Genomic DNA, 25121 nt, shown 5'->3' on the forward strand with positions numbered 1-25121 from the left:
ATTTACACTCCTGAAAATTTTAAAATAAATAATATAGTAGCGATAGGTATTAAAAGTAAGACTGTTAATGTGTCTTTATATTGCCAATGTAATAACCTATAGCTTGTTCGTTTGATGTTAATATCATAACCTCTGACTTCCATTGCTATAGCTAGTTCTTCTGCTCTTTGAAAGGCAGAAATAAATAATGGAATCATGATGGGTATAAAAGCTCTAATTCGTGTTATTAAACTTCCTGAACTTATTTCTGATCCTCTAGATTTTTGAGCAAGTATAATTTTTTCTAATTCGTCCATTAATGTTGGTATAAACCTTAGAGCAATAGACATCATCATACTTAATTGATGTACTGGTACTTTAATCACTTTAAGAGGTACAAATAATTTTTCAAAAGCATCTGTTAAATCAATCGGACTAGTCGAAAGTGTCATGATTGTTGCAATCATAACTATAAAAATCAATCTTAGTGATATATAAATTCCTTCCATAACACCATTTGATTCAATAGTGATAAACTTCCATTGAAATAATACGATACCTCCATTAGTAAATAACACATGCATAGAAAAAGTGAAAACCAAGAAGAAAAAGATAGGTGTTAATCCTTTAATTAAAAACCCAAAAGGAATACGTGCTAACTTAATAAATAATATTATAAAAAGAAACAACCATGCATATGTACCTAGTGAATGACAGAAAAAAATTAAAAGAATAAAGAAAAAGACAAATATTAACTTAGCTCTAGGATCAAGCTGATGAATAATTGATTGCATAGGAAGATATCGTCCAATGATTAATTTATTCTTCATGATGCCACTCCTTATACAACTTCACAAACTCTTCTTCATTCATGGCAAGCTTTGGAAATAACATATTATATTTTTTTTCGATATCTTTCTGTAACTTCACTACTTTAGGCAACTCTATATGCCACTTTAATAATTGCGTTTTTTGATTAAATAAATTTCTAGGATTTGATTTTTCTACTATCGTCCCTTTATTCATTACTACAACTTCATCTGAATAACGTGCTACATCATCCATATCATGTGAAACAAGAATAATCGTTTTATTTTCTTCTATTTGTATTTTCTTTATTAAAGACATGACTTGGTGTTTACTATTCGGGTCTAACCCAGCAGTCGGTTCATCCAGAATAATTACTTGTGGATCCATAGCCAAAATGGAAACAATGGCTATTTTTCTCATTTGTCCTCCCGACATTTGAAATGGAGAGGATGACATCACATTTCTTGAAAAACCTAATTCAAGAAGAAGTTGAAAAGCTTTGTCTTTAACATTTTTTAGGTTCATATTAAAATTTTTAGGTCCAAACTCAATTTCTTTTTCAACGCTATCTTCAAATAATTGGGATTCTGGAAATTGAAATATTATACCTACTTCTTTTCTTATGTGACGTAAGTGCTTGTCTTTAGTTTTATTTGTAACTTCTAAACCATTAATGTTGACTGAACCTGTAGTGGGCTTTAATAAAGCATTCAAATGTTGAATCAGAGTGGATTTCCCACTTCCAGTTTGACCAATAATTGCATAATACTTGCCCTGTTCAAGAGTTAGTGAAACGTTTTTAATAGCTTCAAATTCATAAGGTGTCCCTTGTTGATAAATATAACTCACTTGATTAAATTGTATACTCATAATTTTTTAATCAACCCTTCATAAGTTACATAAGTTGAATCAAAACCTAAAAGTCGATTCATTTTCAAAGGAAATGGTAAGTCCAATCCAACCGATATTAGTGCCTCTTCGCACTTAAAAATATCTTGAGGTGTTCCTTGTTTAAAAACAGTTCCTTTATTCAATACAATGATTTGATCAGCATGCATTGCTTCATCTAAATCATGAGTGATTGAAATAATTGTAACATGATTATTTACTTTAACTTCATTTACAAGGTTAAGTAAAGATGACTTTCCATGAGGATCTAGCATCGTTGTCGCTTCATCTAAAATCAGCACATCAGGATTAAGTGCAAGTACCCCAGCAATGGCAACACGTTGTTTCTGCCCTCCTGAAAGTGAATGGGGTTCATCATCGGCTTTATTTATCATATCTACTTCAGTTAATACTTGATTAACTTTAGATACCATTTCTTTATAAGGAACAAGTTGGTTTTCAAGACCAAAAGCAACATCAAATTTAACTATAGAACCTACAAATTGATTATCGGGGTTTTGAAAAACAATTCCGATATGTTTCCTCACTTCTCGCTTATTTTGAGAGTCTACTGGTAGATTTTGAAATAGAATTTGTCCTTCACTTGGTTCTTCTATACCTACCATAAGTTTAGCAATAGTAGATTTTCCTGAACCATTGTGACCTACAATAGAAGTCCATTGTCCAGCTGGTATTGAGAATGAAACGCGATTTAATGTGAAAGCAGCGTCACTTTGATATTGAAATGATACATCTTTAAATTCAATGATAGGATTTGACCCATTCACATCAACCACTCCTAATATTTTTATATCACTAAACATTCTACAATAATTCAAATTGACTGTATATCAGATATGTATAATTTAATCATTTGTAATATGAATTATAAAAAAAGCTATAGTGTTATTAACTATAGCTTAAATAAAAAAGCGCGCACCCCATCAAATGTTGAGTTCACGCTTAAATAATTATTTAGTTGGATGGGGTACTCTGAGCTAGACAATATTTGTATGTGGCAAACATTATCGTTGCACTCATTTGCTTTATATATAAGTAGTAAATGTGTATTTATTAAGGTTAGACAACTAAGTTATAACTTGTGTCTTAAAATTAGATTAAACTAATTCAATAATTACTGATTCAGCGCCGTCACCACGACGAGGGCCTACTTTAAGAATACGAGTGTAACCACCTTGACGTTCACTATAACGTTCAGCGATTTCACCAAATAATTTTTGAAGAGCAGTTTGTGTAGAGTCATCTTCATTTAAAATTTCAACATTACGTAAAGTTTTAGCAGCATTACGACGAGATGCTAAATCACCTTTTTTACCAAGTGTGATCAATTTCTCTACTACACTACGAACTTCTTTAGCACGAGCTTCAGTTGTCTCGATACGTTCACTAACGATTAATGAAGTTGCTAAGTCACGTAACATTGCTTTACGTTGATCAGAAGTACGACCTAATTTTCTGTAACCCATGAGTTAACCTCCTTTATCAATCTTCTTTTCTTAATCCTAATCCTAAATCTTCTAATTTATATTTTACTTCTTCTAGAGATTTACGACCTAAATTACGCACTTTCATCATGTCAGCTTCAGATTTATCAGCTAACTCTTGTACAGAATTGATTCCTGCGCGTTTTAAGCAGTTATAAGAACGTACAGATAAGTCTAATTCTTCAATAGACATTTCAAGTACTTTTTCTTTTTGATCTTCTTCTTTTTCAATCATGATTTCAGCGTTTTGAGCCTCATCAGTTAGACTTACAAAGATATTCAAGTGTTCAGTCATTATTTTAGCTGCTAATGATACTGACTCTTGTGGTGTGATTGAACCATTTGTCCAAACATCTAAAGTTAATTTATCAAAATCACTACTTTGACCTACGCGTGTATTTTCAACTGTATAGTTTACACGTTCAACAGGTGAATATAGTGAATCAACAGGAATTACACCAATTGGTAAATCACTAGTATTATTTTGTTCAGCTAATGCGTAACCTCTACCCTTATTAGCAACAAGACGCACTTTAAGATGTCCACCTTTAGACACTGTTGCGATTTTAAGCTCTGGATTTAAAATCTCAACATCACTGTCGTGAGTAATGTCACTTGCAGTTACTTCGCCTTCATCTTTAACATCAATTTCTAAAGTTTTATCTTCTTCAGAGTAAATTTTTAATGCAAGTTTTTTAATGTTCATAATGATTGTTGAAACATCTTCTACTACATTATCTACTGCTGAAAATTCGTGTAAAACTCCTTCAATCTCGATGTACTTAACGGCTGCACCTGGTAATGAAGATAGTAGGATACGACGTAAGGAGTTTCCTAGTGTAGTACCATAGCCACGTTCAAGTGGTTCAACAACGAATTTACCGAATTTAGCATCTTCACTAACTTCAATTGTCTCAATTCTAGGTTTTTCAATTTCTATCATTTACAAATATCCTCCTTAAATACGTCGACTAGATTTAAACTGTTTGCTCAGTGACTTGTAACAATACATTTAAAAATTATACGCGACGACGTTTTGGTGGACGACAACCGTTGTGTGGTACTGGAGTAACGTCTCTGATTGCAGTTACTTCTAAACCTGCAGATTGTAGTGCACGGATAGCAGATTCACGGCCTGGACCAGGTCCTTTTACTGTTACTTCTACTGTTTTCAAACCATGTTCCATAGCAGTTTTAGAAGCTGTTTCTGAAGCCATTTGAGCTGCAAATGGAGTTGATTTTTTAGATCCTTTGAATCCTAATGCACCAGCTGATGACCAAGATAATGCATTACCGAATTCATCAGTGATAGTTACGATAGTATTATTGAATGTTGAACGGATGTGAGCTACACCATTTTCAATATTCTTTTTCACTCTACGTTTACGAGATACTTGTTTACGTGCCATTAAATTTTGCCTCCTTTACCTATTATTTTTTCTTATTAGCTACTGTTTTAACTGGACCTTTACGTGTACGAGCATTGTTTTTAGTTTTTTGTCCACGAACTGGTAAGCCACGACGATGACGAATTCCGCGGTATGATGAAATTTCCATTAAACGTTTAATGTTTAAGTTTTGTTCACGGCGTAAGTCACCTTCTACTTTGTAGCCATCTACAACTTCACGGATACGACCTAATTCATCGTCAGTTAAATCTTTAACGCGAGTATCTGCTGATACGTTAGCTTCTTCTACAATTTTATTAGCAGTTGAAGTACCAATACCATATACGTATGTTAATGAGATAACAATGCGTTTTTCACGTGGAATATCCACTCCTGCAATACGTGCCATATTAATTTACACCTCTCTTTTATTAACCTTGTCTTTGTTTGTGTTTTGGATTATCACAAATTACCATTACTTTACCTTTACGTTTAATGACTTTGCATTTTTCGCATATTGGTTTTACTGATGGTCTTACTTTCATTTTTATACCTCCCTATATTATGGAGTGACGATTATTTATAACGATAAGTAATTCTACCGCGCGATAAATCATACGGAGACATCTCAACAGTTACTTTGTCGCCAGGTAGAATACGAATGTAATTCATTCTGATTTTACCACTTACGTGAGCTAAAATCTCATGACCATTTTCTAATTCTACTTTAAACATTGCGTTTGGTAAAGTATCTAGTACTGTACCTTCTAATTCAATTACATCTTGTTTAGCCATTGATTAACTTCCCCCTTTTTGCAATAGTAAGGTAATCGTCAATAGACAACTTAACGATACGAATCTATTCGTGATGGTTTAATATAAGTTCAACAAAAATACGGGAATTAAATATCGTTATTTGTCACTCATTCTGTTAAATTTACTCTAATACTCACTGAAACATAGATCGTATAGTGTTGATCTATTATAAATGATCTAAGATATCAATGACATCGTTGGTTACTTCGTCAATATCTTTTGAACCATCAATGTTTTTCAAGACACCTTTGTTGTTGTAATATTCTAAAATAGGCTTAGATTGTTTAACATTAACGCTCAAACGATTAGATACTGTTTCTGGATTGTCATCTTCACGTTGATATAACTTTCCACCATCGATATCACATATACCATCAACCTTTGGAGGATTAAATACAAGATGATATGTTGTACCACATTTCTCACAGATACGACGACCTGTAAGACGATTCATTAATTCTTCCTCAGGAACTTCGATATTAATGACAGCATCAATTTCTCTATCAAGCTCAGACATAATTTGACTTAATGACTCAGCTTGATCTATAGTTCTTGGGAATCCATCTAACAAGAATCCTTTTTTTGCATCGTCTTCAGAAATTCTTTCTTTAACGATACCTACAGTAACTTCATCAGGAACTAATTCTCCACGATCCATATATGATTTAGCTTCTTTTCCTAAATCTGTTTCATCTTTAATCGCTTTTCTGAACATGTCACCAGTAGAAATATGTGGTATTGGGAATTTCTTAACAATTTCACTCGCCTGAGTCCCTTTACCTGCACCAGGTAAGCCCATTAAAATGATATTCATAAATGCCCTCCTACAAATTATCTACCACCAAAGCCTTTATATTCTTTTTGAGTGACTTGTGCTTCTAAAGTTTTCATAGTTTCAATAGCTACACCAATAACGATCAAAAGACTCGTACCACCAATTTGAATTGATTGTGGTAAGCCCATAAATTTAGTCGCAATTATAGGTAAAATAGCTATAGCTGCTAAGAAAATTGAACCAACAAAAGTCAATCTATAAAGTACTTTAGTAATATATTTTTTTGTTTGTTCACCAGGTCTAATTCCTGGGACATAACTACCTTGCTTTTTAAGGTTATCTGCCATTTTTTCAGGATTAACTTGTACAAAAGCATAAAAATATGCAAATGCAATAATTAAAACTACATAAATAATCATTCCAATATTACTTGATGGGTTGGCAGTATCAGCAATATTCTGTGCCCATTCTGCTTTCGGGAAGAATAAAGTCAATGTTCTTGGTAACAAGAAAAACGCCATCGCAAAGATAACTGGAATAACACCGGCAGAGTTAACTTTCAAAGGTAGATAAGTTGCTTGTGAACCTAATCGTTGAGCAGATTGTTTCTTTGCATATTGAATAGGTATTTTACGTTTAGCTTCAAGAACAAATATTGCGCCTACTGTTAGTAAAATCAAGGCTACAATCAATCCTAGTATTTTCAGCCAAGCAAGTGAAGTATCGTCTTGACCTACAAACACTGATTGTGCAAATTGTTCTAGACTCGAAGGTAAAGTTGATAATATACCTGCAAAGATGATAAGAGAAATACCGTTACCAACACCAAACTGTGTGATTTGGTCACCAAGCCAAATTAAGAAAGCTGTTCCCGCTGTTAATACAACTGCAATTAATAAATAACTCATAACAGACTTTTCTATAATAAGTTGTCCTTTGAGATAGTTATTAAATTGGAAAGCCATACCTATAGATTGGATAAAAGCTAAAATTATAGCAAAATAACGAGTTACGTTATTAATTTTTCTTCTACCCATTTCACCTTGTTTTGCCCACTCTGTAAATTTAGGAACAATATCCATTTGCAGTAATTGCATGACGATGGATGCAGTGATATAAGGCATGATTCCCATCGCAAATATTGAGAAACGTTTCAAGGCACCGCCACCAAAAGTATTTAATAACTCAGTGGCACCTTGAGATCCCTGTGGATGATTAAAGGCTTCAGGATTAACTCCTGGAGCAGGAATATACGTTCCTATTTTAAAAATAACTAACATTGCTAGAGTGAAGAAAATCTTGTTTCGTACTTCTTTAGTTGTAAAGAAACGTACAAACGTTTGAAACATTAGATCACCTCGTGTGCTCCACCTTTTGCATCAATAGCTTCTGCTGCTGAAGCTGAGAATTTATGAGCTTTCACTGTTAATTTCTTGTCTAGTGAACCGTTACCTAGTACTTTGATACCAGATTTTTCATTCTTAACAACACCAGATTCTACTAATAAAGCTGGAGTAACTTCAGTACCATCTTCAAATTTATTGAGTTGGTCTAAGTTAACAATAGCATATTCTTTACGGTTAATGTTAGTGAAACCACGTTTAGGCAAACGACGGAATAAAGGTAATTGTCCACCTTCAAATCCTGGTCTTAGTTTACCACCTGAACGTGCTTTTTGACCTTTTTGACCACGGCCACTTGTTTTACCGTTACCAGTTGCAGCACCACGACCTACACGGTTACGTACACGACGTGATCCTTCAGCTGCTTTTAACTCATGTAATTTCATTTCGGCACCTCCTTAATTATTTTTCTTCTTCAATTGTTAATAAATGCTTAACTTTGTTGATTTGCCCACGAATTGCAGGGTTATCTTCAACAACTACTGAACTATTAGTCTTTTTAAGACCTAAAGCTTCAACAGTTTTACGTTGTGTTTCAGGACGACCAATAACACTACGAGTGAGGGTAATTTGTAATTTAGCCATAACTTATTTTCCCTCCTTAATTGTATAATTCTTCTACAGATTTGCCACGTAATTTAGCAACATCTTCTGCATTTTTTAAGTTTTGTAAACCGTTGATAGTCGCACGAACCATATTAATAGGAGTATTTGATCCTAAAGATTTACTTAAGATATCAGTAATTCCTGCTAACTCTAATACGGCACGAACTGGTCCACCAGCGATAACTCCTGTACCAGGTGCAGCTGGTTTCATAAATACGCTACCTGACCCATATTGACCAGTTATAGTATGAGGAGTCGTACCTTCTACACGTGGAACAACTACTAAATCTTTTTTAGCTGCTTCAACAGCTTTTTTGATAGCTTCTGGTACCTCTTGCGCTTTACCAGTACCGAAACCTACACGACCATTTTTATCTCCAACAACCACTAATGCAGTGAAACGGAAACGACGACCACCTTTTACAACTTTAGCAACACGGTTAATCGTAACAACGCGTTCTTCAAATTCTTTAGTTTCTTCTTCTCTACGAGCCATGAATGTGTCCCTCCTTTAATTAAAATTCTAATCCATTTTCTCTTGCAGCATCAGCTAAAGCTTTAACACGTCCGTGGTATAAATATCCTCCGCGATCGAAGACGATTTCTTTAATACCTTTATCGTTAGCTTTTTTAGCAATTTCTTGACCAACAGTAGTTGCTAAGTCAACTTTTGAAGCTGATGTGTTTGCAATATCTTTATCTTGTGATGATGCTTGAGCAAGTGTTACGCCTTTAACGTCATCAATAATTTGTGCATAGATGTGTTTGTTTGAACGATACACATTTAAACGTGGCTTTTCAGCTGTACCTGATAATTTAGTACGAACACGAGCATGTCTTTTCAAACGTACTTTGTTTTTATCAATTTTACTGATCATTTCAATACTCCTTTCTTTAGAGTGTTATCTATTATTTACCAGTTTTACCTTCTTTACGGCGTACATATTCACCTTGGTAGCGAATACCTTTACCTTTATAAGGTTCTGGAGGTCTTACAGAACGAATGTTAGAAGCAATCGCACCAACTTGTTCTTTAGAAACACCAGATACTTTAACAGTTGTATTTTTCTCAACAGCGAAAGTAATGCCTTCTTCTGCTTTAATTTCAACTGGGTGAGAGTATCCAACATTAAGTACTAAATCTTTACCTTGCATTTGTGCACGGTAACCTACACCAACAAGCTCAAGTGTTTTTTCGTAACCTTGAGAAACACCTAGTACCATATTATTTAATAAAGCACGAGTTGTACCATGATCTGTTCTGTCTTCTTTAGAATCAGATGGTCTTACAACTTCAACAGTGTTTTCTTCTTGTTTAAATGTCATTCTTTCATTTAAAGTTCTTTCTAATTCACCTTTTGGACCTTTTACAGTGACATGACTTCCGTCAAAAGTTACTGTTACGTCACTAGGAATGTCAATAATTTTCTTACCAACACGACTCATGTTATGGCACCTCCTTATTATTTATTACCAAACGTATGCGATAATTTCTCCACCAACATTACGTTTTCTTGCTTCTTTATCAGTGATAACACCTTCAGAAGTTGAAACTAATGCAATACCTAAGCCATTTAATACTTTTGGCACTTCATTTGCTTTAGCGTAAACACGTAAACCTGGTTTAGAAATACGTTTTAAACCTGTGATAACACGTTCATTGTTTTGACCATATTTCAAGAATAAACGAATAACACCTTGTTTATCGTCTTCTACATATTCAACATTTTTAATGAAACCTTCACTCTTTAAGATTTCAGCAATTTCTTTTTTAATATTAGACGCAGGTAATTCTAATTTCTCGTGGCGAACCATGTTAGCGTTTCTTACACGAGTAAGCATATCTGCGATTGGATCTGTCATTGTCATTGATTGTTGCCTCCTTTCAGACTCTTATTATTACCAGCTAGCTTTACGTACGCCAGGAATCTGACCTTTGTAAGCTAATTCACGGAAACAAATACGGCATAATTTAAATTTACGATACACAGAATGTGGACGACCACAGCGTTCACAACGAGTATATTCACGTACAGCGAATTTTTGTTTTTTTTGTTGCTTAGCAACCATTGAAGTTTTAGCCACTTTATTAGCCTCCTTTTAGAGATTATTTACGAAATGGCATACCGAAGTTTGTTAACAATTCACGAGCTTCCTCGTCAGTGTTAGCAGTTGTTACGATAACAATATCCATTCCTCTAACTTTTGTTACTTTATCGTAGTCAATTTCTGGGAAAATTAATTGTTCTTTAACACCAAGTGTGTAATTTCCACGACCATCAAAAGCTGTTTTAGAAACACCTTGGAAGTCACGTACACGTGGTAATGAAACTGCAATGAGTTTGTCTAAGAATTCATACATTCTTTCTCCGCGAAGAGTGACTTTCGCACCGATTGGCATACCTTCACGTAAACGGAATGTTGCAACTGATTTTTTAGCTTTTGTGACTAATGGTTTTTGACCAGTAATTAATTCTAACTCTTCAACAGCATTGTCTAAAACTTTAGAATTTTGAACTGCGTCACCTACACCCATATTCACAACGATTTTCTCAATTTTTGGTACTTCCATCACTGAACTATAATTGAATTTTTTCACTAAGTTTTCAGTAACTTCTGTATTAAATTTTTCTTTTAAACGGTTCAAAGTGGATCCTCCTTTCAACTAGTTATTAATTATTAGCTTTAATTTCTTCGCCTGATTTTTTAGCGATACGAACTTTTTTACCATCAACTGTTTTATATCCTACACGTGTAGGTTCATTTGTTTTAGGATCTAATAATTGTACGTTAGAAACATGGATTGCTGCCTCTGTTTCTAAAATTCCACCTTCAGGGTTTAATTGAGTTGGTTTTTGGTGTTTTTTTATAACGTTAACACCTTCCACAACGACACGGTCTTTTTTTGGTTCAGTAGCTACTACTTCACCTTCTTTACCTTTGTCTTTACCTGCGATAACTTTTACGTTGTCACCTTTTTTGATATGCATGTGGGCACCTCCTTAAATTATGTGAATTTATTTGATTGGTATTATAGTACTTCTGGAGCTAGTGATACAATTTTCATGAAGTTTCCTTCACGTAATTCACGAGCAACAGGACCAAAGATACGAGTACCACGTGGGCCTTTGTCATCACGGATGATAACACATGCATTTTCGTCAAATTTAATATATGAACCGTCTTCACGACGAACACCTGATTTTGTACGAACTACAACAGCTTTTACAACGTCACCTTTTTTGACAACGCCACCTGGTGTTGCATTTTTAACAGTACATACAATAATATCACCAATGTTCGCTGTTTTGCGACCAGATCCACCTAATACTTTAATTGTAAGAACTTCACGAGCACCAGAATTGTCTGCTACTTTTAAGCGTGTTTCTTGTTGGATCATTCGTTAAACCTCCCTTATCTCTAATCTTGATTAAATAATTACTGACTCTTCAACAATTTCTACTAAACGAAAACGTTTTGTTGCTGATAAAGGACGAGTTTCTTGAATTTTAACAATGTCTCCTAATTTAGCTGAATTGTTTTCATCATGAGTTTTATATTTTTTAGAGTATTTTACTCGTTTGCCGTATAATTTGTGCGTTTTGTAAGTTTCCACTAGAACAGTGACTGTTTTGTCCATTTTATCTGAAACAACTCTACCTACATAAACTTTACGATCGTTTCTTTCGCTCACTTTCGTAACCTCCTCTTTCAATTATTATTGATTAGCCTTGCTTTGTTCAATTTCTCTTTCACGAGCAACAGTTTTTAGACGTGCAATCGTTTTTCTTACTGTGCGAATACGTGCCGTTTCTTCTAATTGACCTGTAGCTAACTGAAAGCGTAGGTTAAAAAGCTCTTCTTTTGAAGATTTGATTTGTTCTTCGATTTCTGAAGTGGTTAAGTCTCTAATTTCCTTAGCTTTCATTTGTTTCACCACCCAATTCTTCACGTTTTACAAACTTAGATTTTACTGGAAGTTTGTGACTTGCTAAACGTAATGCTTCACGAGCAACTTCTTCAGGTACACCAGCTACTTCGAATAAAATTCTACCAGGTTTAACAACTGCTATCCAGCCTTCAACCGCACCTTTACCAGCACCCATACGTACTTCTAAAGGTTTTTTAGTATATGGTGTATGAGGGAAGATTTTAATCCAAACTTTCCCGCCACGTTTCATGTAACGTGTCATTGCAATACGAGCTGATTCGATTTGACGAGATGTGATCCAAGATGTAGTTGTAGCTTGTAATCCATACTCACCAAATGTTACGTAGTTACCGCCTTTAGAACGACCAGTTGTTTTTGGACGATGCTGACGACGATATTTTACACGTTTTGGTAGTAACATTTTTATTTTCCTCCTTCACTAGTGTTCTTAGTAGGAAGAACTTCTCCACGATATATCCATACTTTAACGCCTAATTTACCATATGTTGTATCGGCTTCAGCGTGTGCATAATCAATGTCAGCACGTAATGTATGAAGTGGAACAGTTCCTTCTGAGTATTGTTCAGCACGAGCGATGTCAGCTCCGCCTAAACGACCTGATACTTGAGTTTTGATACCTTTAGCACCATTTTTCATAGCTCTTGTAATAGCTTGTTTTTGTACACGACGGAATGAAGCACGATTTTCTAATTGACGTGCAATATTTTCTGCAACTAAACGTGCATCAATATCAATTTTCTTAATTTCAATTACGTTGATGTGTACTTTTTTATCAGTTAAGGTATTTAATTTGTTACGAAGTTTTTCAATTTCTGAACCGCCTTTACCAATAACCATTCCTGGCTTACCAGTATGGATAGCAATATTGATGCGATTTGCTGCACGTTCAATATCTACGTGAGAAACTGACGCTTCTTTTAATTCATTATCAATAAATTTACGGATTTTTAAGTCTTCATGTAAAAGTGAAGCAAAGTCTTTTTCAGCATACCATTTTGCTTCCCAATCACGGATAACACCGACACGAAGTCCGATTGGATTAATTTTTTGACCCACAGTATTCCCTCCTTAGAAAGTTATTAAGCTTCTTTAGCTTCTTCTTTACCGTCACTTACGACGATTGTAATGTGGCTTGTACGTTTATTAATTGCACTTGCACGTCCTTGTGCACGTGGGCGGAAACGTTTTAAAGTTGGTCCTTCATTAGCATATGCTTCTTTTACAACTAATTCATCTGTATTCATATCATAGTTGTGCTCAGCATTTGCCAAAGCGGACATTAATACTTTTTCGATTACTGGTGATGAAGCTTTATTAGTTAATTTTAAAATAGCAATAGCTTCTCCAGCATTTTTACCTCTGATTAAATCAAGAACAAGTCTTACTTTACGAGGTGCGATTCTTATTGTTCTAGCAACCGCTTTTGCTTCCATCAGGATTTCCTCCTCTACTTATTAAAATTATCTTCTTGTTTTCTTGTCGTCTGCTGCATGTCCTTTAAAAGTACGTGTAGGAGCAAATTCACCTAATTTGTGACCTACCATATCTTCAGTGACATATACAGGTACATGTTTACGTCCATCGTATACTGCAAAAGTATGGCCAATGAAATTTGGGAAAATTGTAGAACGACGAGACCATGTTTTAATCACTTGTTTCTTTTCACTTCCGTCTTGAGCTTCTACTTTTTTCATTAAGTGATCATCGACGAAAGGTCCTTTTTTAATACTACGAGCCATTTGGGCGCCTCCCTTCTTATTGTGTGCGTGCAGCTTTACGCCGCACACCCAAATAAGTTTTTAATATTATTTTTTCTTACGTCCACGAACGATAAGTTTGTCAGAAGATTTTTTACCACGACGAGTTTTCTTACCAAGCGTAGGTTTACCCCATGGTGACATTGGAGATGGTCTACCGATTGGAGCACGACCTTCACCACCACCGTGTGGGTGATCATTAGGGTTCATTACAGAACCACGTACAGTTGGGCGAACGCCTTTCCATCTAGAGCGTCCTGCTTTACCAACATTTACTAATTCATGTTGTAAGTTGCCAACTTGACCAATTGTTGCACGACATGTAGATAAAATCATACGTACTTCACCAGATCTTAATCTGATTAATACATATTTACCTTCTTTACCTAATACTTGAGAGCTAGCACCAGCAGAACGAGCAAGTTGTCCACCTTTACCAGGTTTTAACTCGATGTTATGAATTACTGTCCCAACTGGAATATTTTGTAATGGTAAAGCATTACCAACTTTGATATCTGCCTCAGCACCACTTTCGACAGTTTGACCTACTTGTAATCCTTTAGGTGCGATGATATATCTTTTTTCACCATCAGCATAAACTAGCAATGCAATGTTTGCTGAACGGTTTGGATCATATTGAATTGAATCAACTTTAGCAATGATTCCATCTTTGTTACGTTTAAAATCGATAACACGGTATTGACGTTTGTGTCCACCACCATGATGGCGAACAGTCAATTTACCTTGGTTATTGCGTCCCGCTCTTTTCGGTAGCGGTTGTAATAATGACTTTTCAGGTGTTGTTTTTGTGATTTCAGCGAAATCTAAAGTAGTCATATTACGACGACCATTTGTAATTGGCTTATATTTTTTAAGAGCCATTGTCGCTTACCTCCTTATTGGTAATTTTTTAGTTAAATAAATCGATTGAACCCTCTTTTAGTTTAACAATCGCTTTTCTTCTTTTGTTTGTATAGCCTTGGTAACGGCCCATACGTTTTTTCTTAGGTTTGTAGTTGATAATATTTACACTATCAACTTTAACGTCGAAGATTTCTTCAACAGCAATTTTAACTTGTGTTTTATTTGCACGAGTATCTACATCGAAAGTGTATTTATCTTCTGCCATAGCTTCAGAAGATTTTTCAGTGATTACGGGGCGCTTAAGAACATCTCTTGCTTCCATTATGCGAGCACCTCCTCAACTTTTTTCGCAGCTGCTTCTGTAATGATTACACTGTCAGCGCTTGTTAGATCAAGTACATTTAATCCTTGAGCAGTTGTAACTTGAACACCAGAAATGTTACGTGCTGATAATTCAACATTTACATCTTCGTTTTCTGTTACAACTAATACTTTCTTAGGTTGTTCAAGAGTAGTTAATACATTTTTGAATTCTTTTGTTTTTGGTGCTTCAAAACCAAAAGTATCTACAATTGTAAAGCTATTTTCTTGAACTTTAAAAGATAATGCAGAACGTAATGCTAAACGACGCATTTTCTTTGGCATTTTATATGCATAGCTTCTTGGTGTTGGTCCGAATACTACACCACCACCACGCCATTGTGGAGCACGGATTGTACCTTGACGTGCACGACCTGTACCTTTTTGTCTCCATGGTTTACGTCCACCACCACGTACTGCTGAACGATTCTTAACAGCGTGAGTACCTTGGCGTAATGACGCACGTTGTAAGTTAATAGCTTCAAATAGAACGCTATTATTAGGTTCGATAGCAAATACTGCATCGTTTAATTCAACTGAACCTGATTTTGATCCGTCTACTTTTAAAACATCATAATTAGCCATTATGCAATTTCCTCCTTTCGCTTCTTAATTATTTATTACCTTTTTTTATTGAAGTTGTGATTTCTACTAAACCTTTTTTAGGTCCAGGTACATTGCCTTTTACTAAAATCACACTATTTTCAGTGTCAACTTGAACGACTTCTAAGTTTTGAACAGTAACAGTGTTTCCACCCATACGTCCTGGCATTTTTTGTCCTTTAAACACTTTTGAAGCGTCTGATGCCATACCTACAGAGCCTGGCGCTCTATGGAAATGAGAACCGTGAGCCATTGGTCCACGACCTTGTCCATGACGTTTAATAGCACCTTGGAAACCTTTACCTTTTGAAACGCCTGTAACATCAATGATGTCACCAGTTTCGAATGTATCAACTGAGACTTCTTGACCTACTTCGTATTCGTCAACGTTAACGTTGCGGAATTCACGAATGAAGCGCTTAGGTGCTGTGTCAGCTTTTTTAGCATGACCTTCAGCTGGTTTATTAGCATATTTATTAGATTTAGAACCTTTCTTATATGCTTGTTTATCTTCAAAACCTACTTGGATAGCATTATAACCATCAACTTCTTCAGTTTTCTTTTGTAATACAACGTTTTGACTAGCTTCTACAACTGTTACAGGGATTAATTCACCATTTTCACCGAAAACTTGTGTCATCCCAATTTTTCTTCCTAAGATTCCTTTGGTCATCGAAAGTCCACCTCCTATATTGTTCTATTATAATTTAATTTCGATGTCTACACCTGATGGTAAGTTTAAGCCCATTAGAGCATCTACCGTTTTAGGTGTTGGATTAACAATGTCGATTAAACGTTTATGAGTACGTTGTTCGAATTGTTCACGAGAATCTTTGTACTTATGCACAGCACGAATAATTGTATAAACTGATTTTTCTGTTGGTAATGGAATTGGTCCAGAAACATCTGCACCAGAACGTTTTGCAGTTTCAACAATTTTTTCTGCTGATTGATCAATCACACGATGATCATAAGCTTTTAATCTGATTCTGATTTTTTGTTTTGCCATAATTTTCCCTCCTTATTCGTCTACATTTAAGTGATAGACTTCTCCACGAAAACTATCTCACACAACGCCATGGCAAAGCGGCCGGGTGTGTCAGTAACCTTTCGCTTCATCGCTTTTCATAAAGTCCAACATTAAATATAATACATGAAAAACATTGATAATTCAAGGTTTTCCAGTAATCTTATATATAACTGTCTAACACATACTTGATAATTGTACTTTAAATGATGATGTTGTTCAACCATTTTAGAGAAATTTTTTTACTTTTTATTTTCTAATGTTAAACATTCTAAATCAAATCAATATTATTATTCTCAATTATTATATATAATAGTAGTTGAATGGGAGTGATAAAATGAAAAATGGAGTGAAAATATCTTTGGCAATCATAGGAGTCTTTCTTATTGTCTGTGAATTTTTCTATGGTATTCCATTTCTAGGTGGCAGTGTAATTCTAAGTTTTGGATGGCAACCATTGTTGTTTAACGCTCTTCTATATCTTGTGCTCATCATTATATTATTAGTGGATTCACAGAACTCAATTAAACCTATGTTTGTCATTCCTTTCTTAGGATTAATAGGATCCTTCGTTGCGTTCTTACCAGTTATAGGTATGGTAATTCATTGGATTTTATTCTTCTTAATGATTTTCTTCGTATTTATTGTCTTAGCTGCACCCACTTATATCCCTAATAAAAATGCAAGGGTCGTTTATACTCAATATAAAAAACGAATTAAAGGAGATAATGATTAAAATTCATACTATTATACAAAAAGGAGCTGAAACTTCAACGTTTCAACTCCTTTTCATTATTTATGAACGAATATAAAATATAATATAAACAAAGCCATTAAAAAGTACATAATTGGATGAACTTCTTTATACTTTTTAGTGATAATCATTGTTATTGGATAAAAAATAAATCCACATGCAATACCAGTGGCAATAGAATAAGACAATGGCATCATAATGATTGTAATAAAAGCTGGTACTGCAACTTCAAATTGCTTCCAATTTATATCAGCAAAATTAGCCGCCATCAATACACCTACTACGACTAAAGCAGGTGTAGTTACTGCACTTGTTACAACTTCTATTAACGGACTAAAGAATAATGCTAATAAGAAACAAATACCCGTGACTATACTTGCAAATCCTGTTCTAGCCCCTACAGCTACGCCAGAAGTAGACTCAATATATGATGTTGTGGTAGTTGTACCAAACACAGAACCTACAATAGTTGCTAAAGAGTCAGAGAATAACGCTCTTCCAGCTCTCGGTAATTTGTTATCTTTCATCAATCCTGCTTGCGTGGCAACAGCTACTAACGTACCAGCTGTATCAAAGAAATCAATAAACAAGAATGTTAAAATAACAATTAGGAATTGAATAGTAAACAGTTGACCAGGATCTTTAAATGATTCAAATGCCGCACCAAAGGTTGGCTTGATACTTGGAACTTCTCCAATTATTCCTGATGGTGGATGAATTTGACCAGTTAGCATACCCGCTACGGCAGTTACAATCATTCCTATAAAAATTGAACCAGGAATTTTCATAGCATATAAAATGACCGTAACAATGATTCCGAAAATCGCTAAAAGTACTGGTGCTTCAGTCAAATGTCCTAATTTTACTAAAGTTGAATCACTTTTAATTATTATCCCTGAACTTTGTAACCCCACAAATGTGATAAATAAACCAATCCCTGCCGAAACAGCTAGCTTCATTTGATGAGGGATAGCATTGATAATAACTTCTCTTAAACCAGTAACAGTAAGTAATGCAAAAAATATACCAGAGAATAGAACACCTGTTAATCCTACTTGCCAAGGAATTCCCATAGTTAATACTACTGTAAAAGCAAAAAATGCATTTAACCCCATACCAGGTGCTAAAGCAATTGGATATTTAGCAATTAATCCCATAAATAATGATCCAACAAACGCTGCTAAAGCTGTCGCTACAAAGATGGCACCTTGATCCATCTTCATATCACTTGTTGCACCTTTTACACCAGCTAAACTTAAAATTTGCGGGTTTACAGCTAGAATATATGCCATTGATAGAAAGGTCGTAATTCCACCTAAAATTTCATTTTTATAACTTGTCCCATGCTTATCGAACTGGAAGTACTTTTTCACAATGAATGCTCCTTTATTTGAAATACTTTAATAGTTTAATATCAAATTTCTTAAAAAACAATACCAAAAACGAACTTTTTAGTTGAAAGTCACAAAGAAGTTCGATATTTATCTACAATTTGAGATTTTTCAGAGCATCTTTGAATGGATTATTGTCGATTTCTTCTTTTTTATTTATATATTTTTTCATTTCTTTACGTGAAACTTTACCATTCGTTTTATCTCTCATTCTTTTGTCCATTTGTGATTGAGTTTCTGTGTGGCCACATACACATCTATAAACAGCTTCTTTCCCTTTACCGAATAAAGTCATTTTTTTCTTACAATTAGGGCAACGTGCATTAGTCTTGCGTTGAATATTTTTCTTAGTTTTACATTTGGGATCTTGACATACAAGCATCTGTCCATTTTTAGTTTTGACTTTTATCATAAACTTACCACATGTTGGGCACTCGGTTGTTGTTAAATTATCATGTTTATATTTTTGCTCACTGCTTTTAATTTTATTTACTACTTTAAATGTAAAGTTTTTCATTTCCTGTATGAATTTCTGAGAATTATATTTCCCCTTTTCGATAAGCATTAATTTTTCTTCCCATTGGGCTGTTAGTATAGGTGAGGTTAATTCACTTGGAGACAATTCTAAAATTTGTTTTCCTTTTGATGTAACTTTAATTTTGCCATCTCGCGACTCTAAAGCATTCATGTTAAATAACTTTTCTATAATATCAGCCCTAGTTGCTACAGTTCCAATCCCCCCCGAATGTTTGAGTGTTTTTGCATACTTTTTATCATTCAAATCAATATGATTTTGTGGATTCTCCATGGCTTTAAGTAATGAACCTTCGTTAAAATATTCCGGTGCCTTTGTTTCATGTTCATGAATCTCAATACGATGTACTTTAAATAACTGACCTTCTTTAAAAGAATGCGTTAAAGTATGCGAAGAGGTTTGATCTTTTAAAGCTTTATATCCTAATTGTTTAGGTATTATCTCTTTTAAAACAAAATTGTAATCTTTCAGTTGTGCATGGATTGTTAAAACTTCATATAAATAAGGATTCATTAAATTTTCTAAAAATCTTTCTGCGATTAGCATATAAATTTTAAACTCTCGTTGACTCAATTGTTCAATAGATGGTCTAACCTCTGTGGGAATAATCGCATGATGATCTGAAACTTTTTGATTATTAAAAATATGCATTTTAGAAGAAAAGGACTCAGAAATTAAATCTCGAACATGAGATTTATAATCTGTAGCTAAAATTGCTCTTAACCGTTCTTGAATTGTATCGACCATATCATCTGTTAAATAATTAGAATCTGTACGGGGATAGGTTACTAACTTATGTCTCTCATATAAATGTTGTAATGTATTTAGTGTCTCCTTTGGCCCCATCTTGTAACGTTTATATGCCTCTTGTTGTAAATCTGTTAAATTAAATAAAGGTTGCGCGTAAGATTTCTTATTTTTTCCTTTAACTTCTAATATCTTTCCTTCTTGATGTTTAATTTTATGTTCAATCAATTCTAATTCTTTTTTATCTTTATATCGCTTTTGTTGCTTAAGGTTTAAATCGTAACCATCAACATTAATGGATAACGTGTAATATTTTTCTGGTTTAAAATAGTTAATCTCATCTTGTCTTGATTTAACTATTTGTATTGTTGGAGTTTGTACACGACCTAATGATAATTGTGCATCATATTTTGTCGTTAGTGCACGTGTTGCATTAATCCCTACTATCCAATCTGCTTCACTTCGTGCAAGTGCTGCTTCATATAAATTTTGATACGCGTTTCCATTTTTTAACTGTTTAAATCCTTCTTGTATGGCTTTTTTTGTAACCGAACTAATCCACAAACGCTTGATTGGTTTTTTATTACCTACTTTATCTAAAATAAGACGAGCTACTAGTTCACCTTCTCGTCCAGCATCTGTTGCTATAATAATTTCTTTAACATTTTTATCTAAAATTAAAGATTTTACAATTTTAAATTGTCTATTTGTTTTACTAATCACTACTGTTTTCATTTTCTTAGGAATGATAGGTAAGTCTTCTAAATTCCATTCTTTATATGAAGGGTTATATTGTTCAGGCGTTGCATTTGTCACAAGATGCCCCAATGCCCAAGTTACTATATACTGTTTCCCTTCTATATAACCATTACTTTTTTGTTGAAGATTCAAAGCATTAGCGATATCTCTTCCGACAGATGGTTTTTCAGCTAAGATTAAAGATTTCATTTTAATTTTCCTTTCACATTTATAAAATACATCATGTTATAGAATTACATACATTGTAACATGTATCTTTTTGTAAATTACTATATATAAAATTAATTAAGATAGTTATATATACATATCTTGTTCAATCATATAGTTCAAAAACACATTATCACTTAATACGAATATTTACTTACTAAAAATTTCAACACTTTTAAGGTGTTGTTTTTTACTTCTTTTTTTAATTACTATAGAATGATTTCGAGTGTAATTGGGACACTTAATTTTGTTCTTAGGAGAGTGAGTAATAAGTGCAAATTGTAGATTTTTTGATAGCACTTTTACCAGCCCTGTTTTGGGGTAGTGTAGTCATTATAAATGTTTTTGTAGGTGGTGGACCATATAATCAGATTCGAGGTACAACTTTAGGTACACTTTTTATCGGATTTTCTCTACTTGCTACTGGACACGCAGCGTTTGATAACCTTACAGTAATTATTGTCGGTTTAGTATCAGGAGCTCTATGGGCTTTTGGTCAAGGTAATCAATTAAAATCAGTGCATTTAATAGGTGTATCTAAAACGATGCCTATTTCAACGGGTATGCAACTTGTCGGTACCACTCTATTTAGCGCTATTTTCTTAGGTGAATGGAGCACGATTGTTCAAGTAGTGATGGGACTTATAGCAATGATCTTATTGGTTGTAGGTATTTCTTTAACATCACTTAAAGCCAAAAGCGAAGGCAAATCCGATAACCCAGAATTTAAAAAAGCAATGGGAATATTACTTCTATCAACAATCGGTTACGTAGGTTATGTCGTTCTTGGAGATATTTTTGGAGTAAGTGGTACAGATGCTCTCTTCTTCCAATCAATTGGTATGGCAATTGGAGGATTAATCCTTTCAATGAACCATAATACTTCAATTAAATCTACTGCTCTAAATCTTATACCAGGTGTTATCTGGGGTATCGGTAACTTATTTATGTTCTATTCACAACCTAAAGTTGGTGTAGCAACTAGTTTCTCATTATCACAACTGCTTGTTATTGTTTCAACTTTAGGGGGTATCTTTATTCTAGGGGAGAAAAAAGATCGTCGCCAAATGATTGGTATTTGGTCAGGTATTATCGTTATAGTTATAGCTTCAATCATTTTAGGCAACTTAAAATAGAATTTTAAACTTTAGGGAGGTAACATAGTGTTTGAAGAATTAGAAAATAAAGTGGTTCTTATTACTGGAGCTGCCACTGGAATTGGCAAATCTATTGCGGAAAATTTTGGTAAAGCTAAGGCCAAGGTTGTTATAAATTACCGTTCTGATCGACATCATGATGAAATTGAGGAAATTAAACAAACTGTTGCTAAATTTGGTGGTCAAACATTGGTGGTTCAAGGTGATGTTTCAATTGAAGAAGATATTAAACGAATGATTGAAACAACAATTAATCACTTTGGAACTTTAGACATTATAATTAATAATGCTGGATTCGAAAATTCAATCCCAACTCATGAAATGTCGATTGACGACTGGCAAAAAGTTATTGACATAAACTTAACTGGCGCCTTTGTGGGTTCAAGAGAAGCCATCAATCAATTTTTAAAGGAAAACAAGAAAGGTACTATTATTAACATTTCGAGTGTTCATGACACTATTCCATGGCCTAATTATGTACACTATGCCGCAAGTAAAGGTGGCTTAAAATTAATGATGGAAACAATGTCAATGGAATATGCCCAATACGGTATTCGTATTAATAATATATCTCCTGGGGCAATTGTTACTGAACACACTGAAGAAAAATTTTCTGACCCAACGACGCGTGAAGAAACAATAAAAATGATACCTGCACGTGAAATTGGAAATGCTCAAGATGTAGCTAATGCAGTACTATTCCTATCTTCAGATCTTGCAAGTTATATACACGGTACAACATTGTACGTTGATGGTGGCATGATGAACTATCCAGCATTTATGGGTGGTAAAGGTTAAGTAGCATTTTTCAATTTTAACTAGAAATAAAATGTCATAAATTAGTAATGAATAGTAGTCTTAAAAAGTATCAGTCATCGACTGAATATAAGTGACAAACTATAATAAAAAAGCTATGAAGATATCTACAATGATACATTTCTTCATAGCTTTTTTAGTTATATAAATAAGTATATTGATTATGCAATCAATTTTTATACAAATACAGCTTGATAAATATACAAAATGATAATGCTAATAATAATGGTTAAATTAGTTACCATTCCAACAAATGGTAATGTCTTATATTTGAATTGAATCGAATATGGTATGATTGCTACTCCTACTGGTAATAACCACGTTATAAGCAAGGTTGTTTTAATCATATCATCAGATACAGGTAATAAAAAGTGAACTAGTGTTCCAGCTAACATACCTAACCCGTAATGTAAACAAAGATATTTAATTGTTACAGGGAGGTATTCTCTCTCAATACTAAAATTAAGCATTACACCTAATAATATCATGGATAAAGGCATATTCGCCTTTGATAATACACTAAAGAAATCAATAGCTGGTTGCCATATATGAATATGAGACATGTTCAATCCAAACATAATCATATAGGTTACTAATGGGACTGATTGAACTAATTTTTTTCCTAAAAATTTGAAGTTAAATTGGTCACTACCTTCGCTAAAATAACTTCCTACAAAATAAGTAATACCAAACATGATAATGGCCCCACCAATATCAACCATTCCGAAATATATCATACCTTTAGATGGCCATATCGCTTCAACCAACGGATAAGCAAACAAACCAATATTCATAGATCCAGTCATCATACCAACAGAACCACGCATATGGTTATCATATTTTCTAAAGAACCAAATTACAATAATTTTAGCTACTATACCGTAAATAATCATCATTATAGGTAATATTGAAAAAGATACATCTAATTTTGCACTATTTAAGTTAACTATAACGAGTGAAGGTAATGTAACATTTAACACTAAAGTTGAAAGTACTTGACTATCAGTTGCTTTCAAGTAATTCATACGTTTAAGAAAATAACCAAGTGCTATTAATAATATAATTATGACAAATTGTTCAGTCACATTGATTCCTTCTTTCTAGTTTATACAAATGAGTACTTTGATATCGTGTCCCACTTATTTAGAAGTATCGTATTTCGTGATATAATCTTTATTAAATGTAAAAATTACTACTATTAACCCTTTGAAGAGGAGAATGATACGATGGACTTGAATTCAAAGTTATCAGAACTTAAATATGATTATACACGATTACAAAACGATTTAGAAAAACGTGAGTCGCTTCATCAAGATATTGACCCTCTACTTAAACAACTTGAAAATATTGAACAAGAAATCTCCTATATACGTTCAAAATTAAATCAACAATCTTAAAATTTAGCACGTTGATTGTTTAACCCATAAGTATAAATTTAAACTACAAAATTTATTAAAATTTTTTGCCAATTGTAGATGACATTAGAATCTAAAAATCAATGTTTTAAACATTGTTATCATATTGACAATCAATAACTGATTTAATAAACACGTATATCTAGAATTTTTAAATTTTGGTTTGCAAAGCAACTTATGAAGCTACGACAACCAATTAATCTCTACTCGTATTCTAGTCATATGATTTTTATCGTGCTAATATATTATTCGTAATAGAAAGGGTGGCTCTTTATGAAACTTTATCTTATTTTATTGCCTGTTTTATACTTAATTGTTTCGTACATTAGTATTTTTAAAATGCATTCTGTCATAACTCGAATCTTGAGAATTGTTATGGGCATATTGTTACTATTTGTAGTTGCTTTGACAACGTTACAATTCCCTAAAGAAAATTGGTGGGTATTTGTCGTTTTATTGCTTTTAGTTGGTAATGTTGAAGTGACTGGTTTTAAAGAATTAAAAGATGATAAAAAAGGTGTTAGTATCTTGAATATCTTATCACTTTTATTATTTGTTATATTTATTATTTTAATTTTTATACTATATTAAAAAATAAAAACGACTT

40 protein-coding genes are annotated in these 25121 nt (G+C 33.7%); 5 read left to right on the forward strand and 35 right to left on the reverse strand.

Annotation, left to right across the window (positions count from 1 at the left end):
* Positions 1–2: 2 nt before the first annotated feature.
* From AC1Q7N_RS07745 to rpsJ, 32 genes are all read right to left on the reverse strand, one after another.
* Positions 3–809 (reverse strand): energy-coupling factor transporter transmembrane component T family protein, encoded by an 807-nt coding sequence (locus AC1Q7N_RS07745; protein WP_145376479.1) that lies wholly within the window; start codon positions 807–809, stop codon positions 3–5.
* Entirely contained in the window at positions 799–1659 is an 861-nt protein-coding gene (locus AC1Q7N_RS07750) for an energy-coupling factor transporter ATPase (protein WP_021298833.1), read from the reverse strand. The genes AC1Q7N_RS07745 and AC1Q7N_RS07750 overlap by 11 nt, the downstream gene beginning before the upstream one ends.
* Positions 1656–2465 (reverse strand): energy-coupling factor transporter ATPase, encoded by an 810-nt coding sequence (locus AC1Q7N_RS07755; protein ID WP_002469356.1) that lies wholly within the window; start codon positions 2463–2465, stop codon positions 1656–1658. Before AC1Q7N_RS07755 ends, AC1Q7N_RS07750 begins: the two co-directional genes overlap by 4 nt.
* A 330-nt stretch (positions 2466–2795) precedes the next feature.
* Entirely contained in the window at positions 2796–3164 is a 369-nt protein-coding gene (rplQ, locus tag AC1Q7N_RS07760; RefSeq protein WP_001829718.1) for a 50S ribosomal protein L17, read from the reverse strand.
* 16 nt (positions 3165–3180) lie between these two features.
* On the reverse strand, positions 3181–4125 hold the full coding sequence (locus AC1Q7N_RS07765) for a DNA-directed RNA polymerase subunit alpha (RefSeq protein ID WP_001829787.1): 945 nt from the start codon (positions 4123–4125) through the stop codon (positions 3181–3183).
* 76 nt (positions 4126–4201) lie between these two features.
* The gene (gene rpsK / locus AC1Q7N_RS07770; protein WP_001829725.1) at positions 4202–4591 is read right to left on the reverse strand and encodes a 30S ribosomal protein S11; all 390 of its coding nucleotides are present in this window, start codon (positions 4589–4591) and stop codon (positions 4202–4204) included.
* A gap of 22 nt (positions 4592–4613) precedes the next feature.
* Positions 4614–4979, reverse strand: a complete 366-nt coding sequence (gene rpsM, locus AC1Q7N_RS07775) for a 30S ribosomal protein S13 (protein ID WP_001829703.1) — start codon at positions 4977–4979, stop codon at positions 4614–4616.
* A 22-nt stretch (positions 4980–5001) separates the two neighbouring features.
* On the reverse strand, positions 5002–5115 hold the full coding sequence (rpmJ, locus tag AC1Q7N_RS07780; protein ID WP_001829709.1) for a 50S ribosomal protein L36: 114 nt from the start codon (positions 5113–5115) through the stop codon (positions 5002–5004).
* A 31-nt stretch (positions 5116–5146) separates the two neighbouring features.
* Positions 5147–5365, reverse strand: coding sequence for a translation initiation factor IF-1 (infA, locus tag AC1Q7N_RS07785; RefSeq protein WP_001829792.1), 219 nt, complete (start codon positions 5363–5365; stop codon positions 5147–5149).
* 187 nt (positions 5366–5552) lie between these two features.
* The gene (locus tag AC1Q7N_RS07790) at positions 5553–6200 is read right to left on the reverse strand and encodes an adenylate kinase (protein WP_001829774.1); all 648 of its coding nucleotides are present in this window, start codon (positions 6198–6200) and stop codon (positions 5553–5555) included.
* A 17-nt stretch (positions 6201–6217) separates the two neighbouring features.
* The gene (gene secY / locus AC1Q7N_RS07795) at positions 6218–7510 is read right to left on the reverse strand and encodes a preprotein translocase subunit SecY (protein WP_001829707.1); all 1293 of its coding nucleotides are present in this window, start codon (positions 7508–7510) and stop codon (positions 6218–6220) included.
* Positions 7510–7950 carry a 50S ribosomal protein L15 gene (gene rplO / locus AC1Q7N_RS07800; protein WP_002456985.1) on the reverse strand — a complete coding sequence of 147 codons (441 nt, stop codon included), beginning with the start codon at positions 7948–7950 and terminating at the stop codon, positions 7510–7512. The genes secY and rplO overlap by 1 nt, the downstream gene beginning before the upstream one ends.
* Before the next feature lie 16 nt (positions 7951–7966).
* On the reverse strand, positions 7967–8149 hold the full coding sequence (rpmD, locus tag AC1Q7N_RS07805) for a 50S ribosomal protein L30 (protein WP_001829711.1): 183 nt from the start codon (positions 8147–8149) through the stop codon (positions 7967–7969).
* 16 nt (positions 8150–8165) lie between these two features.
* Positions 8166–8666, reverse strand: coding sequence for a 30S ribosomal protein S5 (rpsE, locus tag AC1Q7N_RS07810; RefSeq protein WP_001829701.1), 501 nt, complete (start codon positions 8664–8666; stop codon positions 8166–8168).
* A gap of 19 nt (positions 8667–8685) precedes the next feature.
* Positions 8686–9048, reverse strand: a complete 363-nt coding sequence (gene rplR / locus AC1Q7N_RS07815; protein WP_001829747.1) for a 50S ribosomal protein L18 — start codon at positions 9046–9048, stop codon at positions 8686–8688.
* Between the two features lie 31 nt (positions 9049–9079).
* Positions 9080–9616, reverse strand: coding sequence for a 50S ribosomal protein L6 (gene rplF, locus AC1Q7N_RS07820; protein WP_001829740.1), 537 nt, complete (start codon positions 9614–9616; stop codon positions 9080–9082).
* Between the two features lie 24 nt (positions 9617–9640).
* Positions 9641–10039 carry a 30S ribosomal protein S8 gene (rpsH, locus tag AC1Q7N_RS07825; protein WP_001829768.1) on the reverse strand — a complete coding sequence of 133 codons (399 nt, stop codon included), beginning with the start codon at positions 10037–10039 and terminating at the stop codon, positions 9641–9643.
* A 30-nt stretch (positions 10040–10069) separates the two neighbouring features.
* Positions 10070–10255, reverse strand: coding sequence for a type Z 30S ribosomal protein S14 (locus AC1Q7N_RS07830; protein WP_001829713.1), 186 nt, complete (start codon positions 10253–10255; stop codon positions 10070–10072).
* A gap of 22 nt (positions 10256–10277) precedes the next feature.
* Positions 10278–10817: a 50S ribosomal protein L5 gene (gene rplE / locus AC1Q7N_RS07835; RefSeq protein ID WP_001829778.1), complete on the reverse strand. Its 540-nt coding sequence runs from the start codon at positions 10815–10817 to the stop codon at positions 10278–10280.
* 25 nt (positions 10818–10842) lie between these two features.
* Positions 10843–11160 carry a 50S ribosomal protein L24 gene (gene rplX / locus AC1Q7N_RS07840; protein WP_021298830.1) on the reverse strand — a complete coding sequence of 106 codons (318 nt, stop codon included), beginning with the start codon at positions 11158–11160 and terminating at the stop codon, positions 10843–10845.
* Between the two features lie 41 nt (positions 11161–11201).
* Positions 11202–11570 (reverse strand): 50S ribosomal protein L14, encoded by a 369-nt coding sequence (gene rplN, locus AC1Q7N_RS07845; protein ID WP_001829742.1) that lies wholly within the window; start codon positions 11568–11570, stop codon positions 11202–11204.
* Positions 11571–11600: 30 nt separating this feature from the next.
* A complete protein-coding gene (gene rpsQ, locus AC1Q7N_RS07850; RefSeq protein WP_001829723.1) occupies positions 11601–11864 on the reverse strand; it encodes a 30S ribosomal protein S17 in 264 nt (87 codons plus the stop codon).
* Positions 11865–11888: 24 nt separating this feature from the next.
* A complete protein-coding gene (rpmC, locus tag AC1Q7N_RS07855) occupies positions 11889–12098 on the reverse strand; it encodes a 50S ribosomal protein L29 (protein ID WP_000644737.1) in 210 nt (69 codons plus the stop codon).
* Positions 12088–12522 (reverse strand): 50S ribosomal protein L16, encoded by a 435-nt coding sequence (gene rplP / locus AC1Q7N_RS07860; protein WP_001829782.1) that lies wholly within the window; start codon positions 12520–12522, stop codon positions 12088–12090. Before rplP ends, rpmC begins: the two co-directional genes overlap by 11 nt.
* A 2-nt stretch (positions 12523–12524) precedes the next feature.
* Positions 12525–13178, reverse strand: coding sequence for a 30S ribosomal protein S3 (rpsC, locus tag AC1Q7N_RS07865; protein ID WP_001829791.1), 654 nt, complete (start codon positions 13176–13178; stop codon positions 12525–12527).
* A gap of 23 nt (positions 13179–13201) precedes the next feature.
* Positions 13202–13555 (reverse strand): 50S ribosomal protein L22, encoded by a 354-nt coding sequence (gene rplV / locus AC1Q7N_RS07870; protein WP_001829734.1) that lies wholly within the window; start codon positions 13553–13555, stop codon positions 13202–13204.
* A gap of 27 nt (positions 13556–13582) precedes the next feature.
* Entirely contained in the window at positions 13583–13861 is a 279-nt protein-coding gene (gene rpsS, locus AC1Q7N_RS07875) for a 30S ribosomal protein S19 (RefSeq protein WP_001829710.1), read from the reverse strand.
* A gap of 66 nt (positions 13862–13927) precedes the next feature.
* Positions 13928–14761 (reverse strand): 50S ribosomal protein L2, encoded by an 834-nt coding sequence (rplB, locus tag AC1Q7N_RS07880; protein WP_001829788.1) that lies wholly within the window; start codon positions 14759–14761, stop codon positions 13928–13930.
* A gap of 28 nt (positions 14762–14789) precedes the next feature.
* Positions 14790–15065 (reverse strand): 50S ribosomal protein L23, encoded by a 276-nt coding sequence (gene rplW, locus AC1Q7N_RS07885; protein ID WP_001829755.1) that lies wholly within the window; start codon positions 15063–15065, stop codon positions 14790–14792.
* Positions 15065–15688: a 50S ribosomal protein L4 gene (rplD, locus tag AC1Q7N_RS07890; protein WP_021298828.1), complete on the reverse strand. Its 624-nt coding sequence runs from the start codon at positions 15686–15688 to the stop codon at positions 15065–15067. Before rplD ends, rplW begins: the two co-directional genes overlap by 1 nt.
* A gap of 28 nt (positions 15689–15716) precedes the next feature.
* Complete coding sequence (gene rplC, locus AC1Q7N_RS07895; RefSeq protein WP_001829727.1) at positions 15717–16379, reverse strand: 50S ribosomal protein L3; 663 nt, start codon at positions 16377–16379, stop codon at positions 15717–15719.
* A 27-nt stretch (positions 16380–16406) separates the two neighbouring features.
* Entirely contained in the window at positions 16407–16715 is a 309-nt protein-coding gene (gene rpsJ / locus AC1Q7N_RS07900; protein ID WP_001118667.1) for a 30S ribosomal protein S10, read from the reverse strand.
* 355 nt (positions 16716–17070) lie between these two features.
* On the opposite strand from rpsJ, the gene AC1Q7N_RS07905 reads away from it, so the two are divergent.
* Positions 17071–17469 (forward strand): hypothetical protein, encoded by a 399-nt coding sequence (locus AC1Q7N_RS07905; RefSeq protein WP_001829776.1) that lies wholly within the window; start codon positions 17071–17073, stop codon positions 17467–17469.
* Between the two features lie 56 nt (positions 17470–17525).
* Here AC1Q7N_RS07905 and AC1Q7N_RS07910 read toward each other — a convergent pair whose 3' ends face one another.
* Together AC1Q7N_RS07910 and AC1Q7N_RS07915 are read right to left on the reverse strand one after the other, a co-directional pair.
* On the reverse strand, positions 17526–18860 hold the full coding sequence (locus tag AC1Q7N_RS07910) for an NCS2 family permease (protein ID WP_001829757.1): 1335 nt from the start codon (positions 18858–18860) through the stop codon (positions 17526–17528).
* Between the two features lie 112 nt (positions 18861–18972).
* Positions 18973–21108 carry a DNA topoisomerase III gene (locus AC1Q7N_RS07915; RefSeq protein ID WP_001829767.1) on the reverse strand — a complete coding sequence of 712 codons (2136 nt, stop codon included), beginning with the start codon at positions 21106–21108 and terminating at the stop codon, positions 18973–18975.
* A gap of 290 nt (positions 21109–21398) precedes the next feature.
* On the opposite strand from AC1Q7N_RS07915, the gene AC1Q7N_RS07920 reads away from it, so the two are divergent.
* Positions 21399–22262, forward strand: a complete 864-nt coding sequence (locus AC1Q7N_RS07920) for a GRP family sugar transporter (RefSeq protein WP_001829716.1) — start codon at positions 21399–21401, stop codon at positions 22260–22262.
* Positions 22263–22289: 27 nt separating this feature from the next.
* Positions 22290–23081, forward strand: a complete 792-nt coding sequence (locus tag AC1Q7N_RS07925; RefSeq protein ID WP_001829726.1) for a glucose 1-dehydrogenase — start codon at positions 22290–22292, stop codon at positions 23079–23081.
* Between the two features lie 194 nt (positions 23082–23275).
* Here AC1Q7N_RS07925 and AC1Q7N_RS07930 read toward each other — a convergent pair whose 3' ends face one another.
* Complete coding sequence (locus tag AC1Q7N_RS07930; RefSeq protein ID WP_001829745.1) at positions 23276–24184, reverse strand: AEC family transporter; 909 nt, start codon at positions 24182–24184, stop codon at positions 23276–23278.
* A 141-nt stretch (positions 24185–24325) separates the two neighbouring features.
* On the opposite strand from AC1Q7N_RS07930, the gene AC1Q7N_RS07935 reads away from it, so the two are divergent.
* Together AC1Q7N_RS07935 and mspA are read left to right on the forward strand one after the other, a co-directional pair.
* The gene (locus AC1Q7N_RS07935; RefSeq protein WP_001829790.1) at positions 24326–24496 is read left to right on the forward strand and encodes an SE1832 family protein; all 171 of its coding nucleotides are present in this window, start codon (positions 24326–24328) and stop codon (positions 24494–24496) included.
* 291 nt (positions 24497–24787) lie between these two features.
* Positions 24788–25105 (forward strand): membrane stabilizing protein MspA, encoded by a 318-nt coding sequence (gene mspA / locus AC1Q7N_RS07940; protein ID WP_002438539.1) that lies wholly within the window; start codon positions 24788–24790, stop codon positions 25103–25105.
* Positions 25106–25121 lie beyond the last annotated feature (16 nt).

This window comes from Staphylococcus sp. GW823-FHT05F06, assembly GCF_058795495.1.